Origin of the sequence: Paraburkholderia graminis C4D1M, from assembly GCF_000172415.1 — a bacterium.
In the GTDB taxonomy this organism is placed as follows: Bacteria; Pseudomonadota; Gammaproteobacteria; order Burkholderiales; family Burkholderiaceae; genus Paraburkholderia; species Paraburkholderia graminis.
In genome coordinates this window covers 492,734-507,199 of record NZ_ABLD01000004.1, presented here as the reverse complement: position 1 = coordinate 507,199, position 14,466 = coordinate 492,734, and the positions used below count along the sequence as shown (strand labels likewise).

The 14,466-nt window shown below is 63.1% G+C and carries 14 protein-coding genes and 1 pseudogene; 14 read left to right on the top strand and 1 reads right to left on the bottom strand.

The features are described 5' to 3' along the window. Nucleotides 1–229: 229 nt before the first annotated feature. The 6 genes and pseudogenes from BGRAMDRAFT_RS10305 to BGRAMDRAFT_RS10280 all read left to right on the top strand — a co-directional run. Nucleotides 230–562, top strand: a pseudogene (locus BGRAMDRAFT_RS10305) (YqgE/AlgH family protein); the annotation flags it as partial. 10 nt (nt 563–572) lie between these two features. Continuing rightward, a complete protein-coding gene (ruvX, locus tag BGRAMDRAFT_RS10300; RefSeq protein WP_006048660.1) occupies nt 573–1,013 on the top strand; it encodes a Holliday junction resolvase RuvX in 441 nt (146 codons plus the stop codon). Beyond that, nucleotides 1,000–1,539 (top strand): bifunctional pyr operon transcriptional regulator/uracil phosphoribosyltransferase PyrR, encoded by a 540-nt coding sequence (pyrR, locus tag BGRAMDRAFT_RS10295; RefSeq protein WP_006048659.1) that lies wholly within the window; start codon nt 1,000–1,002, stop codon nt 1,537–1,539. Before ruvX ends, pyrR begins: the two co-directional genes overlap by 14 nt. Nucleotides 1,540–1,625: 86 nt before the next feature. Beyond that, nucleotides 1,626–2,651, top strand: coding sequence for an aspartate carbamoyltransferase catalytic subunit (locus tag BGRAMDRAFT_RS10290; protein WP_006048658.1), 1,026 nt, complete (start codon nt 1,626–1,628; stop codon nt 2,649–2,651). A 111-nt stretch (nt 2,652–2,762) separates the two neighbouring features. Beyond that, nucleotides 2,763–4,043, top strand: coding sequence for a dihydroorotase (locus BGRAMDRAFT_RS10285; RefSeq protein WP_006048657.1), 1,281 nt, complete (start codon nt 2,763–2,765; stop codon nt 4,041–4,043). Between the two features lie 110 nt (nt 4,044–4,153). Beyond that, nucleotides 4,154–4,993, top strand: a complete 840-nt coding sequence (locus BGRAMDRAFT_RS10280) for a lysophospholipid acyltransferase family protein (RefSeq protein WP_006048656.1) — start codon at nt 4,154–4,156, stop codon at nt 4,991–4,993. 22 nt (nt 4,994–5,015) lie between these two features. Here the strand turns inward: BGRAMDRAFT_RS10280 and BGRAMDRAFT_RS10275 are convergent, their stop codons facing one another. Beyond that, on the bottom strand, nt 5,016–5,900 hold the full coding sequence (locus tag BGRAMDRAFT_RS10275) for a symmetrical bis(5'-nucleosyl)-tetraphosphatase (RefSeq protein WP_006048655.1): 885 nt from the start codon (nt 5,898–5,900) through the stop codon (nt 5,016–5,018). 281 nt (nt 5,901–6,181) lie between these two features. On the opposite strand from BGRAMDRAFT_RS10275, the gene BGRAMDRAFT_RS10270 reads away from it, so the two are divergent. The 8 genes from BGRAMDRAFT_RS10270 (at nt 6,182) to BGRAMDRAFT_RS10235 (ending at nt 14,322) form a co-directional block, all read left to right on the top strand. Further along, on the top strand, nt 6,182–7,093 hold the full coding sequence (locus BGRAMDRAFT_RS10270) for a GDP-mannose 4,6-dehydratase (RefSeq protein ID WP_006048654.1): 912 nt from the start codon (nt 6,182–6,184) through the stop codon (nt 7,091–7,093). Nucleotides 7,094–7,521: 428 nt separating this feature from the next. Beyond that, nucleotides 7,522–8,583: a dTDP-glucose 4,6-dehydratase gene (gene rfbB, locus BGRAMDRAFT_RS10265; protein WP_006048653.1), complete on the top strand. Its 1,062-nt coding sequence runs from the start codon at nt 7,522–7,524 to the stop codon at nt 8,581–8,583. Between the two features lie 10 nt (nt 8,584–8,593). Further along, a complete protein-coding gene (rfbA, locus tag BGRAMDRAFT_RS10260; protein WP_006048652.1) occupies nt 8,594–9,487 on the top strand; it encodes a glucose-1-phosphate thymidylyltransferase RfbA in 894 nt (297 codons plus the stop codon). Further along, complete coding sequence (rfbC, locus tag BGRAMDRAFT_RS10255) at nt 9,472–10,023, top strand: dTDP-4-dehydrorhamnose 3,5-epimerase (RefSeq protein WP_006048651.1); 552 nt, start codon at nt 9,472–9,474, stop codon at nt 10,021–10,023. Before rfbA ends, rfbC begins: the two co-directional genes overlap by 16 nt. Before the next feature lie 11 nt (nt 10,024–10,034). Beyond that, nucleotides 10,035–10,961 (top strand): dTDP-4-dehydrorhamnose reductase, encoded by a 927-nt coding sequence (gene rfbD, locus BGRAMDRAFT_RS10250; protein WP_006048650.1) that lies wholly within the window; start codon nt 10,035–10,037, stop codon nt 10,959–10,961. 338 nt (nt 10,962–11,299) lie between these two features. Continuing rightward, nucleotides 11,300–12,718, top strand: coding sequence for a mannose-1-phosphate guanylyltransferase/mannose-6-phosphate isomerase (locus BGRAMDRAFT_RS10245; RefSeq protein WP_044020718.1), 1,419 nt, complete (start codon nt 11,300–11,302; stop codon nt 12,716–12,718). Nucleotide 12,719: 1 nt separating this feature from the next. Next, on the top strand, nt 12,720–13,541 hold the full coding sequence (locus BGRAMDRAFT_RS10240) for an ABC transporter permease (RefSeq protein ID WP_006048648.1): 822 nt from the start codon (nt 12,720–12,722) through the stop codon (nt 13,539–13,541). A 4-nt stretch (nt 13,542–13,545) separates the two neighbouring features. Beyond that, the gene (locus BGRAMDRAFT_RS10235) at nt 13,546–14,322 is read left to right on the top strand and encodes an ABC transporter ATP-binding protein (RefSeq protein ID WP_006048647.1); all 777 of its coding nucleotides are present in this window, start codon (nt 13,546–13,548) and stop codon (nt 14,320–14,322) included. Nucleotides 14,323–14,466: the final 144 nt, after the last annotated feature.

The window sequence follows — 14,466 nt, the reverse complement described above, 5'->3', positions numbered from 1 at the left end:
GAACGCCCGGCGCGCTGCGTGCGTCCCGACTTGTCGAGCAGCACGAACGGCAAGTCCGGCAACTGCCATTCCTGCGACGGCACCGCCGGATCACGCGGCGGCAATAAGACGATCAGCGTGCTCAAAGGCCACTCTCTCTGGGAAAGGCGTTGTTCATAGTTGGTCTTGCACCCGCACGATACGCGTAGTGTGAGTCAAAGCATCGCGATAGACGAGCGTCGTGCGGTCCACTTCGGCGCGCTTCGTGCTGCACGATCCGAAAGACGGCAATACCTACACGTCGTCCATGTCGGTGCCGGGCGGTCTCGAGATGACCACGTCGAAAGACGTGCTCGAGGCGGTCGCGAGCGGCACTGGTCCCGAGCGTTTTCTGCTCACGCTCGGCCACGCCGGCTGGGGTGCGGGCCAACTCGAAGAAGAGATTTCGAAGAACGGCTGGCTCACCGTCGAGGCCGATCCGAAAATCGTGTTCGACGTGCCCGCCGAGGAGCGCTTCGAAGCCGCGCTCGCGCTGCTCGGCGTCTCGCTGTCCATGCTGTCGGGCGAGGCCGGGCACGCATGAGAGGCGCCGCATGAGCCTGCCGGGCGGACGCGAGGCGACGCTGCTCGCGTTCGATTACGGTGAAAAGCGCATCGGCGTCGCGGTCGGCAATTCGCTTACCCGAAGCGCGCGGCCGCTCGTCATCGTGCAGAATCGCAGCCGCGAATATCGTTTTGCCGAAGTCGGCAAGCTGATTGCCGAATGGAAGCCGGACGCGCTCGTGGTCGGCTTGCCGATGCATCCGGACGGCACGCCGCACGAAATGACGCAGCTCGCAAAGCGCTTCGGCAATCAGTTGAACGGCCGCTTCAATTTGCCGGTGACGTGGGTCGACGAGCGCTATTCGTCGGTCGAGGCGGAAGCGACCACGCGCGCCAACAAGGGCCGCGCCGATATGCTCGACGCCGAAGCCGCCAGCATCATCCTTCAGCAATATCTTGACGGACTTTCCGACACCCATGAGTTCCATTGACGCTGAAGCGCTATACCGCGCGCTGCTCGACCAGATTCGCGCCGCGTACGGCGACAAGCTCGGTGCGCACGACGGCGCCGAGGGCGCCGTGTTGGCCGGCATTTACAGCGGCGGCGCGTGGCTCGCCGAACGGCTCGCGCGCGATCTGAACCTGGCGAGCTTCGGCGTCGTCAATGTCGCGCTGCATCGCGACGACTACGCGAAGAAAGGTTTGCACTCGCAGGCGAGCCCGACGTCGCTGCCTTTTTCCGTCGACGGCCGCCGCATCGTGCTGGTCGACGACGTGCTGTACACCGGCCGCACGATTCGCGCGGCGCTCAATGAGCTGTACGACTACGGCCGTCCGGCAGCGGTCGAACTGGCCATGCTCGCCGATCGCGGCGGGCGCGAGTTGCCGGTGGCGGCACGCTTTGTCGGCGGCGTGGTGGATGTGCCCGCCGACGCCACGCTCGTGCTCGCGCGCGACGAAACCAGCAGCGCCGATCAGCCGCGTTTCACGTTTCATACCGAAGCACGCGTCGATTGAGTGCAGATGCAAGTGCGGCTGCAAGTGCAGCTTCCAACGCCGCATCGCACCAACACGTTGAAGCCCGTATTTCAAGCAGGTAAATCATGAATACCGCCACCCAGGCTCCGCAGGATTCCGCCGATAGCGCCACCGAGCGCTTCCGTTATGGCTTCCTGAAGGGCAACCCGCAGCTCACGAAAAACGGCGAGCTTAAGCATCTGTTGTCGATCGAAGGTTTGCCGAAGGCGATCGTCAATCACATTCTCGACACCGCGAGCCAGTTCGTCAGCGTGACGGATCGCGAGGTGAAGAAAGTGCCGCTGTTGCGCGGCAAGTCGGTGTTCAACCTGTTCTTCGAGAACTCCACGCGCACGCGCACCACGTTCGAAATCGCGGCCACGCGTTTGTCCGCGGACGTGCTGAATCTGAACATCAATGCATCGTCGACGAGCAAGGGCGAATCGCTGCTCGACACGATCAACAATCTGTCGGCGATGCACGCCGACATGTTCGTCGTGCGTCACGCTTCGAGCGGCGCGCCGTATCTGATCGCCCAGCACTGCGCGCCGCACGTGCATGTGATCAATGCCGGCGACGGCCGTCATGCGCACCCCACGCAGGGGCTGCTAGACATGTACACGATCCGCCACTACAAGAAGGACTTCACGAATCTGCGGGTGGCGATTGTCGGCGACATTCTGCATTCGCGGGTCGCGCGCTCCGACATTCATGCACTGACCACGCTCGGCGTGCCGGAAGTGCGCGCGATCGGTCCTCGCACGCTGCTGCCGGGCGGCCTCGAACAGATGGGTGTGCGGGTGTTCCACAACCTCGACGAAGGACTGAAGGACGTCGACGTGATCATCATGCTGCGTCTGCAAAACGAGCGGATGAGCGGCGCGCTGTTGCCCTCGGCGCAGGAGTACTTCAAGAGCTGGGGCTTGACGCCCGAGCGGCTCGCGCTCGCGAAACCGGATGCAATCGTGATGCACCCGGGCCCGATGAACCGCGGCGTCGAGATCGACTCGCAGGTCGCGGACGGTCCGCAATCGGTGATCCTGAATCAGGTGACGTTCGGCATCGCGGTGCGCATGGCGGTGATGGGGATTGTCGCGGGCAATAACGACTGATTCGCGGCTCGAACACTCGGCAAACGAACGCGGCAAACGAACGCGGCAAACGAACGCGGCAAGCGAACGCAAAACCTTCGCCGAACCAGGCTGAAACAACTAAGGCAGCGCATGAAGATTCACATTCAAGGCGGCACGCTGATCGACCCCGCAGCGGGCACCGAACAGCAGCAGGACGTTTTTATCGCGGACGGCAAGATCGTCGCGCTCGGCAACGCGCCCGCCGATTTCGAGGCGACGCAAACCATCGACGCCCGCGGCTTGCATATCGCGCCGGGTCTGGTCGATTTGTCGGCGCGTCTGCGCGAGCCTGGCTTCGAGCACAAGGCAACGCTCGAATCGGAAATGGCCGCGGCGCTCGCGGGCGGCGTGACGAGCCTCGTGTGTCCGCCGGACACCGATCCCACGCTCGACGAACCCGGCCTCGTCGAAATGCTGAAGTTCCGCGCGCGCAATCTCGATCAGGCGCACGTGTATCCGCTCGGCGCGTTGACCGTCGGCCTCAAAGGCCAGGTCATCACCGAAATGGTGGAGTTGACCGAGGCGGGTTGCATCGGCTTTTCGCAGGCCGACGCGCCGGTGGTCGATACGCAGGTGCTGATGCGCGCGCTGCAATACGCGAAGACGTACGGCTTCACCGTGTGGCTGCGTCCTGTGGACGCGTATCTCGGCAAGGGCGGCGTGGCCGCGAGCGGCGCGCTCGCGTCGCGGCTCGGCCTCTCCGGCGTGCCCGTCGCGGCTGAAACCATCGCGCTGCATACGATCTTCGAACTCGTGCGCGTGACGGGCGCGCGGGTGCATCTGTCGCATGTGTCGTCGGCGGCGGGCATTGCGCTGATGCGCGAGGCCAAGGCCGAGGGCTTGCCGGTTTCGTGCGACGTCACGGTGAATCACGTGCATCTGATCGATCTCGACATCGGTTACTTCGACGCGCAATTCCGCCTCGATCCGCCGCTGCGTCAGCAGCGCGATCGCGAAGCGATTCGCGCGGGTCTCGTCGACGGTACGATCGACGCAATCTGCTCGGACCACACGCCCGTCGATGACGACGAAAAGCTGCTGCCGTTCGGCGAAGCCACACCGGGCGCAACGGGCCTCGAGCTGTTCCTCTCGCTGACGGTGAAATGGGCCGACGAAGCCGGCGTGCCGCTCGCGAAGGCGCTCAACCGCATCACGGCTGCGCCGGCTCAAGTGCTCGATCTGGACGCGGCTGGCCGCGTCGCCGTGGGCAGCGTGGCGGACCTGTGCGTGTTCGACCGTCACGCACATTGGCGCGTCGAGCCGCGCGCGCTGAAGAGCCAGGGGCATAACACGCCGTTCCTCGGCTACGAACTGCCGGCGCGCGTGCGTGCGACCATCGTGTCGGGCCGCGTCGCGTTCGAACAGCGCTGATGTTGCGTTGATGTTTGCGCTGATGTTCGCGGCATGACTCAGGCATCGACACGTACTGACTTCGCATTGACCGCAGCCACCGCATCGACTCGCCAGGAAAAGCTCCGACCATGAAGCTCGCGTTACGCAAGGCCCGTCTCATCGCGCATCTGCTGCACGGCATGTGGATCGTCGCCACGCGTTTTCCGAAAGCCGATGCCGACCGGCGTCACGCGCTTAATCGCGCGTGGTCGCTGAAGATGCTGCGGCTGTGCGGCATGCGCCTCGTCGTCCATAACGATGGCGCGCGGCTCGATCGCGGCGCGCTGGTGGTCGCCAATCACATTTCGTGGATCGACATCTACGTGATCAATGCGTGGCGGCCGACGCCGTTCGTGTCCAAAGCGGAAATCCGGCATTGGCCGCTGGTCGGCTGGCTCGCGCAGCAACTCGATACGGTGTTCATCCAGCGCGAGAAACGCAGCGACGCAAAGCGGATCATGCACGAGTTGTCCGACCGTTTGAGCGCCGGCGAATTGATGTGCGTGTTTCCGGAGGGCACGACGTCGAATGGTCTCGAGTTGCTGCCGTTTCACGCGAACATGTTTCAGGCGGCGGTGTCGGCGTCCGTGCCGGTGCAGCCGCTGTGCATCATGTATGAAGACGCACACGGCCGGCAGTCGACGGCGCCTGCCTATATCGACGATCTTTCGCTCGCCGACTCGCTCAATCTGCTGCTGCGCGGCGGCCCGTTGACCGCGCATGTCTACGTGTGCGAGCCGCTTCTACCTGGCGCCGACCGCCGTGCGTTGGCGGCGCAAGCGCAGGGCGCCGTTGCGGCCGCGCTGACGGAAATGCAGGGTGGCGCGGCAACGAGCGGCGCACTGGTTGTCGAGCGAGTGGAGTCGTCAGCGAGCAACGAGACGCTGATCGAACCGGTCGATCAGTCCGGCCGCTCGCCAAGCGTCTGAGCGTCTTTCGGACGAGCGCTGTCTAGTTGCCGCCGCGCGCGCGGCAGTTCTCGCATTCCACCTGAGTGAGCGTGCGCTCGGCGGGGTTCGCCGCGAGCCGCACCGCCGACAGTTTTTCGCCCCACACGCAGCCCGAATCGAGCCCGATCAGGTTGTCGCGCAACGTCAGCCCAAGGGCGGCCCAATGACCGAATACGACGGTGACGTCCGCGGTCTTGCGCCACGGCACGTCGAACCACGGCATGCAGCCAGGCGGCGCGGCGTTCAGGCCACCGCTGCTGCTGAAGTCCATTGCGCCTTCGGTGTTGCAGAAGCGCACCCGCGTCAACGCGCTGCAGGTCACGCGCAGCCGCTCGATGCCCTTCAATTGCGGCGTCCATAAACTCGGCTCGTTGCCGTAGAGACCGGCGAGCGTTTCCTTCCAGTTCGGCGCGCGCAGCGCGCGCTGCAATTCGTCGGCGAGATCGAGCGTGAGGTTCACGTCCCATTGCGGCACGACGCCCGCATGCACCATCAGCATGCCGTTCTCGTAGTGGGCGATCGGGCGATGACGAACCCATTCGAGCAGATCGGCGGCATCGGGCGCCGAGAGAATGTCGTCGATGGTGTCGCCTTTTTTCGACTGGCGAATGCCCGCCGATACCGACAGCAAATGCAGATCGTGATTGCCCAGCACCGGCACCGCGCGATCGCCGAGCGCGATGATGTCGCGCAGCGTCGCAAGCGACTCGGCGCCGCGGTTGATCAGGTCGCCCGCGAACCACAGCGGCGTGCCGGCGGGAGGCGCGGCCTTCGCGAGCAGTCGCTGGAACGGCGTGCGGCAGCCTTGCAGATCGCCGAAAGCCAGAGGCACGGGCTGCTGCTGCGAGATTGGCAAAGCGGGTGAAGGCGCGGTTGACGGTGTCATCGACGAAATGTTGGCGGTTCGATACGCGCGGCGATGCAGGAGGCGTGCCGCGTTGGGGCGGTGCAGCAAAAGAGCGTGACATAATAGCCCGTTTGCAGCGCCGGCATCGCGCGGTGCGGCGGCCATCACGTGTGTGCCGAGCAGTTGAAGGCCACCGCGCGGCCGCTGTGGCCACTATGCGACCACTCCGCAGGCAACCTGGCGGCAGTTCGCATCCGCCGCAGTGAACGACCGGCGCAATATTGCATCACAACAGGATGACCCTCGTGAACGGAGAAAGCATGTCGTCTTCCCATGCGAAGCAACCCGTCCGCACGCTCGTCACTGGAGCGAGCGGCTTTACTGGCCGCTATCTGGTCGAGAACCTCGCCGGTCGCGGCCATACCGTGATCGAAACCTTTGCCGGGCATGACGAGCCCGAAACGGCCACGCGCCTGAGGCTCGACATCACGTCGCCGGAAAACTGCCGGCATGTGATGGAAACCGTGCGGCCGGACTATATCGTGCATCTTGCGGCGATCAGCTTCGTCGGCCATGACGATCCGCTCGATTTTTACCGCGTCAACGTGATCGGCACGCTGAACCTGCTGGAAGCGTGCGCCGCGACCGGCCACACGCCGCGCAAGGTGTTGATCGCGAGTAGTGCCAACGTGTACGGCAACGTGACGAGCGATGCGATCGACGAAAGCTTCCCGCTCACGCCCGTCAACCACTACGCCGCGAGCAAGGCGGCGATGGAAACGATGGTGCATACGTGGTTCGAGCGGCTGCCTATCCTGATCGCGCGGCCGTTCAACTACACCGGGCGCGGCCAGGCGTCCAACTTTCTCGTGCCGAAGATCGTCGAGCATTTCGCGCGGCGCGAGCCATCCATTGAACTCGGCAATCTCGACGTCGCGCGCGATTTCTCCGACGTGCGCTATGTGGCGCGTGCTTACGAAGCGTTGCTGACATCCGATGCGGCAGGCGAAACGGTGAACGTCTGCACCGGCACGCCTTATACGCTGCGCGAGATTCTGTCCGCGGCCAGCGACATGACCGGACATAAGCTGCAAGTGCATGTCAATCCCGCGTTCGTCCGCCAAACGGATGTGAAGGTCCTCGCCGGTTCGCCCGCGAAGCTCCGCTCGCTGGTTCCCGAGGTGCAAGCCATTCCGTTCATGGATACGCTGCGCTGGATGCTCGCGGCCTGAAGCGCCTGCAGCTCATGGACGGGCGCTCGCCCGTCCTGCAAATGCCGCCAGCGGCACAATGGCGCGGTCCGCAGCATGTCCCTTCTATGCTTTCGATTCCTTTCGCGCAACGCCGCGATTTGCCTTTCGGCCTGAGCATCTGACCGCGCGTTAATCTTTTGCATACGCCCCGTCGACCCGGCAAGCATCAACGCCCCTATGCGACTTCGCAAACTGCACCGGAAACCAGACTTGTCAAGCTGTTTCAAGTTGTTAGGGTTCTAGTTTTTGCTCGGCGCGGCTTTATAATCTGGGCTTCATAAGATTGGCGTCCAAGCGCCTGCGTGCCGTGCAAGGCCGCGGGCGCCGCAATAATCGAACACCATAACGCGTGGCGAGCGGCCGGCTCATTAATGCCGGGCCGTCGCTGATATCTGGAAGGGAATTTCATGATCCTGGTTACGGGCGGTGCCGGCTTTATCGGCGCCAATTTCGTGCTCGACTGGCTGAATACGTCGGACGAAGCGGTGCTGAACGTCGATAAGCTGACCTATGCCGGCAATCTCGGCACGCTCAAGTCGCAACAAGGCAATCCGAAGCACGTCTTCGTGCGCGCGGACATTTGCGACCGCGCCGCCATGGACGCGCTCTTCGCCGAACACAAGCCGCGCGCGGTGCTGCACTTTGCCGCGGAAAGCCATGTTGACCGCTCGATCCACGGCCCGGCCGATTTCGTGCAAACCAACGTTGTCGGTACGTTCACGCTGCTCGAAGCCGCGCGAAGCTACTGGAACACGCTGGACGAAGCCGCGAAGGCAGCGTTCCGCTTCCTGCACGTCTCGACCGACGAAGTCTTCGGCTCGCTGTCCGCGACCGATCCGCAGTTCTCCGAAACCACGCCGTACGCGCCCAATAGCCCGTATTCGGCGACCAAGGCGGGCTCGGACCATCTGGTGCGCGCGTACCATCACACGTACGGCCTGCCGGTGCTCACCACGAACTGCTCGAACAACTACGGCCCGTACCAGTTCCCCGAAAAGCTGATTCCGTTGATGATCGCCAACGCGCTCGGCGGCAAGCCGCTGCCGGTATACGGCGACGGTCAGAACGTGCGCGACTGGCTGTATGTCGGCGACCATTGCAGCGCGATTCGCGAAGTGCTCGCGCGCGGCGTGCCGGGCGAAACGTACAACGTCGGCGGCTGGAACGAGAAGAAGAACCTCGAGGTCGTGCACACGCTGTGCGATCTGCTCGACACGCTCCGTCCGAAAACGGCCGGTTCGTACCGCGACCAGATCACTTACGTGAAGGACCGTCCGGGCCACGATCGCCGTTACGCAATCGACGCCCGCAAGCTCGAGCGCGAACTCGGCTGGAAGCCTGCGGAGACATTCGAAACGGGTCTGGCAAAAACTGTTCAGTGGTATCTCGACAATCAGGCATGGTCTGACGAAGTCGCTTCGGGCGAGTACCGCAAGTGGGTTGAGACCAACTACGCGCAACGCGCGTAAAGGCACGGTCATGGCGCGCAAAGGCATTATTCTCGCGGGCGGATCCGGCACCCGGCTCTATCCGATCACCCATGTCGTTTCGAAGCAGCTGCTGCCGGTCTACGACAAGCCGATGATCTACTACCCGCTGTCCACGCTGATGGTGGCGGGCATTCGCGACGTGCTGATCATCTCCACGCCGCAGGACACGCCGCGCTTCGAAGCCATGCTCGGCGACGGCAGCCAGTGGGGCATGAACATTCAGTATGCGGTTCAGCCTTCGCCGGACGGCCTCGCGCAAGCGTTCATCATCGGGCGTGAGTTCGTCGGCAACGACCCGTCGGCGCTGATTCTCGGCGACAACATTTTCTACGGTCACGATCTCGCGAAGCAGCTCGAGCGCGCGAACGATCAGGCCGACGGCGCGACCGTGTTCGCCTACCACGTGCACGATCCGGAGCGCTATGGTGTAGTCGAGTTCGACAAGCAGTTCCGCGCATTGTCCATCGAGGAAAAGCCCGCGAAGCCGCGTTCGAATTACGCCGTCACGGGTCTGTATTTCTACGACAAGCAGGTCTGCGACATCGCGGCGGACATCAAGCCGTCGCCGCGCGGCGAACTCGAGATCACCGACGTCAATTCGCGTTACCTCGCCAACGCCGCGCTTAATGTCGAGATCATGGGCCGCGGCTATGCGTGGCTCGACACGGGCACGCATGATTCGCTGATCGAAGCGGCCACGTTCATTGCGACGTTGCAGAAGCGCCAGGGCCTCGTGGTCGCATGTCCCGAGGAAATCGCGTATCGCCAGCAGTGGATCGGCGCCGAGCAGTTGCTCGCGCTCGCCGCGCCGCTCGCGAAGAACGCCTACGGGCAGTATCTGCAAAACATTCTTACGGACCAAGTTGCATGGCCATCCAAGTAACCGCTACGGCGCTGCCCGAAGTCAAGATCATCGAGCCGAAGGTATTCGGCGATGCGCGCGGCTATTTCTACGAGAGCTTTAATGCCGTGGAATTCGCGGAGCATGTCGAGGCCGGCGTGACGTTCGTGCAGGACAATCATTCGCGTTCCGCGAAAGGCGTGCTGCGCGGCTTGCACTATCAGATTCAACATGCGCAGGGCAAGCTCGTGCGGGTGGTGGAAGGCGAAGTGTTCGACGTCGCGGTGGATATTCGCAAGAGTTCGCCGAACTTCGGCAAGTGGGTTGGCGTGACGTTGTCGATGGAGAACCATCGGCAACTGTGGGTGCCGCCTGGCTTCGCGCATGGTTTCGTCGTGCTGTCGGAGTCCGCGCAGTTCCTCTACAAGACGACCGACTACTGGTTCCCTGAGCATGAGCGCAGCATTCTCTGGAACGATCCCGCTATCGGTATCAAATGGCCTGTTGATTTCGAGCCGCTGCTCGCAGCGAAAGATGCGGCGGCCAAGCGTCTCGCCGACGCCGAAGTCTACGCATAAGGGGCGGCCGCATGAGCGCACACAATGGCAAGCCGACGATTCTCGTCACCGGCGTCAACGGCCAGGTCGGCTATGAACTCGCGCGCACGCTGCAAGGGCTCGGGCACGTAGTCGCGGTAGACCGCTCGACGCTCGATCTGTCGAACCTCGATCAGATCCGCGCCGTGGTCCGCGATGTGAAGCCCGCGTTGATCGTCAATCCCGCGGCCTACACGGCGGTCGACAAGGCCGAGCAGGAGCCGGAACTTGCTATGCGCATTAACGGCGAAGCACCGGGTGTGCTGGCCGAGGAAGCCAGGAAGCTCGGCGCGGCGCTGATCCACTATTCGACGGATTACGTGTTCGACGGCGAGAAGCAAGGCGCTTACGTCGAAAGCGATCCCGCCAATCCGCAGAACGTCTATGGGCGCAGCAAGCTCGCCGGCGAACAGGCCATTGCGGCGACGGGTGAGAATCACCTGGTGCTGCGCACGAGCTGGGTCTACGGCACGCGTGGCAAAAACTTTCTGCTCACCATGCTGCGTCTCGGCGCCGATCGGCCCGAGCTGAAGGTCGTCGCCGATCAGTTCGGCGCGCCCACGTGGTGCAACACGATCGCCACGCTGACTGCGCATATCGCGGCGCAGTCGTTTGCCACGCCTGACAGTGCGTCGTGGTGGCGCGAGCGCTCGGGCATCTATCACCTGTGCGCCGGCGACGCGACATCGTGGCACGGCTTCGCGTCCGCGATCTTCGACCTCGCCGATTTGCCGCAGCGGCCCAACACGCTGCCGATTCCCGCGGCCGACTATCCGACGCCGGCCCGGCGTCCGTCCAATTCGCGCATGTCGAACGACAAACTCGCCCGCGTCTTTGGGCTCGCCGCTCCGCATTGGCGCGACGCGTTGAAGCTATGCCTGACCGACGGTTTCCCAAAGTCGCCTGCCGTGCGCCCCTGAAGCCGTTGCGTCAGCTCGCGGCGCGGCTCATGAAGACGTCGAGTCGTGATCTGTGGCTGGTAAGCATATATGCACCGAGCCCGCGCTGGCTGACGATTTTGAAAGAGGGCGAGGGTAGAATATTGACCGTCCTGTGACATTTGCCGCGGCCCGATTGAAGCGTTTGCCAACTTCCGCTGACGAGCGCGACGGGCGCGGCATGCAGGCCGTGCGCGCGGCAAGCACGCGGCAAGCGGTGACCCAGTAAGTGCGAGCAATAAGCGCCAAGCAATAAGCGGTGACCAATGAGCGCTGAGCATTATCGGTCGAGTAATAAATACGGTATTGAAGGGGAGCCAGTGGATTTGTTGCCGATCATTCTGTGTGGCGGGGCGGGTTCGAGACTGTGGCCGGTCTCGCGCGAGTCGCACCCGAAGCCGTTCATCCGTCTCGCGGATGGCGAGAGCCTTTTGCAGAAAGCTTTCCTGCGCGCGGTCGCGTTGCCCGGCGTGAAGGAAGTGCTGACGGTAACCAATCGCGAGCTGTTCTTCAAAACGGAAGACGACTTCCGCGAGGTGAACACGAAGGGTTGTGCGACCTCGTTCATTCTCGAGCCGTTCGGCCGCAACACGGCTGCTGCCGTTGCGACCGCGGCGCTGCATACGGCGAAGGCACACGGCGATCAAACCGTGATGCTGGTGTTGGCCGCCGATCATCTGATCGCCGACCAGGCCGCCTTCGCGCAAGCCGTCGCGGCAGCGCAAAAGCTTGCGCAAGCGGGCAAGGTCGTCACCTTCGGCATGCAGCCGCTCACGCCTGAGACCGGCTACGGCTATATCGAGGCGGACGGCGAGAAGGTCGTGCGTTTCTTCGAGAAGCCGTCGCTCGAAAAGGCGCGCGAGTATCTGGCGTCGGGCAAGTTCGTGTGGAACTCGGGCATGTTCTGCTTCACCGCGCGCACTATCCTTAAGGAGATGCAGCAGCATTGCCCCGAGGTACTGAATGCCGCGGCGGAGTGCATGAAGGTATCGCCTTCGGCACAAGGCGCCGACGGCGCCGCGCAGATCCGCCTCGAGCCCGGCTGTTTTGGCACGGTGCCCGACGTTTCGTTCGACTATGCAGTGATGGAGAAGTGCAAGCACGCGGCGGTGGTGCGTTGCGACATCGGCTGGACCGACGTGGGCTCGTGGACTGCGCTGAGCGATCTCTCGCCAGCGGACGCGAGCGGCAATCGCGTGGAAGGCGAGGCGCTGCTGTTCGACGTGAAGAACTGCTATGTGCGCGGCGGCAACCGGCTGATCGGCGCGGTGGGCGTCGAGGATCTGATCGTGATCGACACGCCCGACGCGCTGCTGCTCGCGCACAGAGACCGCGCCCAGGACGTCAAGCAGATCTTCGCGGAACTGAAAGCGCGCGGACATGAAGCGTACAAGGTGCATCGCACGGTGCATCGGCCGTGGGGCACTTACTCGGTGCTGGAGGAAGGCCCGCGCTTCAAGATCAAGCGCATCGAAGTGAAACCCGGCGCGAGCCTGAGTTTGCAGATGCATCATCACCGCAACGAACATTGGGTGGTGGTGAGCGGCATGGCGAAGGTCGTCAACGGAGAGAAGGCGTTCTTCGTGTCGACCAACGAGTCCACCTATATTCCGGCGGGTCATAAACACCGCCTCGAAAATCCGGGCGTCGTCGAGCTCGTGATGATCGAAGTGCAAAGCGGCGAATATCTGGGCGAAGACGATATCGTCCGCTTTGAAGACATTTACGGACGTACTTGAGATGGACATCACCTTTATTAACGACAGTAGTGAAGACCTCACGCGGCACACGCAGAACGACGACCTGATCGTCGGCATGAAGTCGGTGCGCGTGTGGGGCACGCTCGGCTGGCACGACATCCGTCAACGCTATCGGCGTTCGGTGCTCGGGCCGTTCTGGTTCACGTTGAGCACGATCATCATGGTCGTCGTGCTCGGCGCGCTATATTCGACGCTGCTGCATCAGGAGATTTCGGACTATCTGCCGTATCTCGCGGTCGGTCTGGTCGTGTGGGCGTATCTGGCTTCGGTCGCGAACGAAGGCTGTCTTGCCTTTATCGGCGCCGCGTATCTGATCAAGCAGATCAGGTTGCCGCTGACCGTGCACGTGTGCCGTATCGCGTGGCGCAACTTCGTGATCCTGCTGCACAGCTTGCCGGTGGTCGTCGTGCTGCTGGTCGCTTTCGGACGCTGGCCCGGCTGGGAGTTTCTGCTGGTGCCGTTCGCGCTGGCCATTCTGCTGCTGCACGGCGTATGGCTCGGCGTCACGCTCGGCGTGTTGTGCGCGCGCTTTCGCGACATTCCGCCGATCGTCACCAATCTGATTCAGGTCGTGTTCTTTTTCACGCCCGTCATGTGGTCGCCGGAAATTCTGAAAGACCGTGGCTGGATCGCCGACTACAACCCGCTCTATCACCTGATCGAAACGGTTCGCGCGCCGCTCACCGGCCGCCCGACCCATTGGGAGTCGTGGGCCTGGTCAATCGGCTTGTTGATCGTCGGCTTTGCGTTCGCGCAATTCCTAATGAAGCGTTTCCGTAATCGCGTTCCTTACTGGCTTTGATATTGTGAGTTCTTCATCGATTGTCGCTCGTAACATCTCCGTCGAATTTCCGATTTACGAGAACTCGCATCGCTCGCTGAAAAAAGCGGTGCTCAACCTGACGACGGGTGGCCGCATCGGCCAGGACGCCGGCCGTCATGCGATCGTTAAGGCGATCGACGACCTCTCGTTCACCTTCGCAGAAGGCGATCGCGTGGGCCTCGTCGGTCACAACGGCTCGGGCAAGACCACGCTATTGCGCACGCTGTCGGGCGTCTATGCGCCCGTGCGCGGGGAACTGAAGGTGCACGGCAAGATTGCGTCGCTGCTCGACGTGTCGATGGGCCTCGACCCCGACGCAACGGGCTTCGAAAACATCTATTTGCGCGGCATTCTCGACGGCCTGAAGCCGGCGCGCATCCGCGGCAAGATCGACGAAATCGCGGATTTCAGCGAACTCGGCGACTACCTGAATCTGCCGGTGCGCACGTATTCGAGCGGCATGATGCTGCGCCTCGCGTTCGCTATTTCGACGAGCGTCGAAGCCGACATCCTGATCATGGACGAGTGGTTGAGCGTGGGGGACGCCGAGTTCAGCATCAAGGCCGCGGAGCGTCTCGAGAGTCTCGTCGGCAAGGCGTCGGTGCTGGTCGTTGCGTCGCACGATCCGTCGCTCGTGGCACGCGTATGCAATCGCAAGATTTCGATGGAGCACGGCCGGATGATCGCGGATGAACCCGTGGCGCCGCCGGTCGCGAGCGAGGGCCCGCTCGTCAGTCATACCGCGCAGTTGCCGCATTGACGCTGGAGTAAGAGTCGAGGTCGCGGGGCGCGTGGACCATTGGTTGAGGTCTCGCCGTCGCGGCATCGCATGCTGTGTGTCAAGGAAGGCTGGACGCGCGCGCGTGGCACTGTTTGCGCGCGCTTCCATTCGAGGCAAAGTTTC

Bases quoted from the DNA above. Each gene is read 5' to 3' on its own strand.
- ruvX (WP_006048660.1), top strand. From the start codon at position 573: ATGAGCCTGCCGGGCGGACGCGAGGCGACGCTGCTCGCGTTCGATTAC.
- rfbA (WP_006048652.1), top strand. From the start codon at position 8,594: ATGGCGCGCAAAGGCATTATTCTCGCGGGCGGATCCGGCACCCGGCTC.
- BGRAMDRAFT_RS10280 (WP_006048656.1), top strand. From the start codon at position 4,154: ATGAAGCTCGCGTTACGCAAGGCCCGTCTCATCGCGCATCTGCTGCAC.
- BGRAMDRAFT_RS10290 (WP_006048658.1), top strand. From the start codon at position 1,626: ATGAATACCGCCACCCAGGCTCCGCAGGATTCCGCCGATAGCGCCACC.
- rfbD (WP_006048650.1), top strand. From the start codon at position 10,035: ATGAGCGCACACAATGGCAAGCCGACGATTCTCGTCACCGGCGTCAAC.
- BGRAMDRAFT_RS10285 (WP_006048657.1), top strand. From the start codon at position 2,763: ATGAAGATTCACATTCAAGGCGGCACGCTGATCGACCCCGCAGCGGGC.
- rfbB (WP_006048653.1), top strand. From the start codon at position 7,522: ATGATCCTGGTTACGGGCGGTGCCGGCTTTATCGGCGCCAATTTCGTG.
- pyrR (WP_006048659.1), top strand. From the start codon at position 1,000: ATGAGTTCCATTGACGCTGAAGCGCTATACCGCGCGCTGCTCGACCAG.
- BGRAMDRAFT_RS10275 (WP_006048655.1), bottom strand. From the start codon at position 5,900: ATGACACCGTCAACCGCGCCTTCACCCGCTTTGCCAATCTCGCAGCAG.
- rfbC (WP_006048651.1), top strand. From the start codon at position 9,472: ATGGCCATCCAAGTAACCGCTACGGCGCTGCCCGAAGTCAAGATCATC.
- BGRAMDRAFT_RS10270 (WP_006048654.1), top strand. From the start codon at position 6,182: ATGTCGTCTTCCCATGCGAAGCAACCCGTCCGCACGCTCGTCACTGGA.
- BGRAMDRAFT_RS10240 (WP_006048648.1), top strand. From the start codon at position 12,720: ATGGACATCACCTTTATTAACGACAGTAGTGAAGACCTCACGCGGCAC.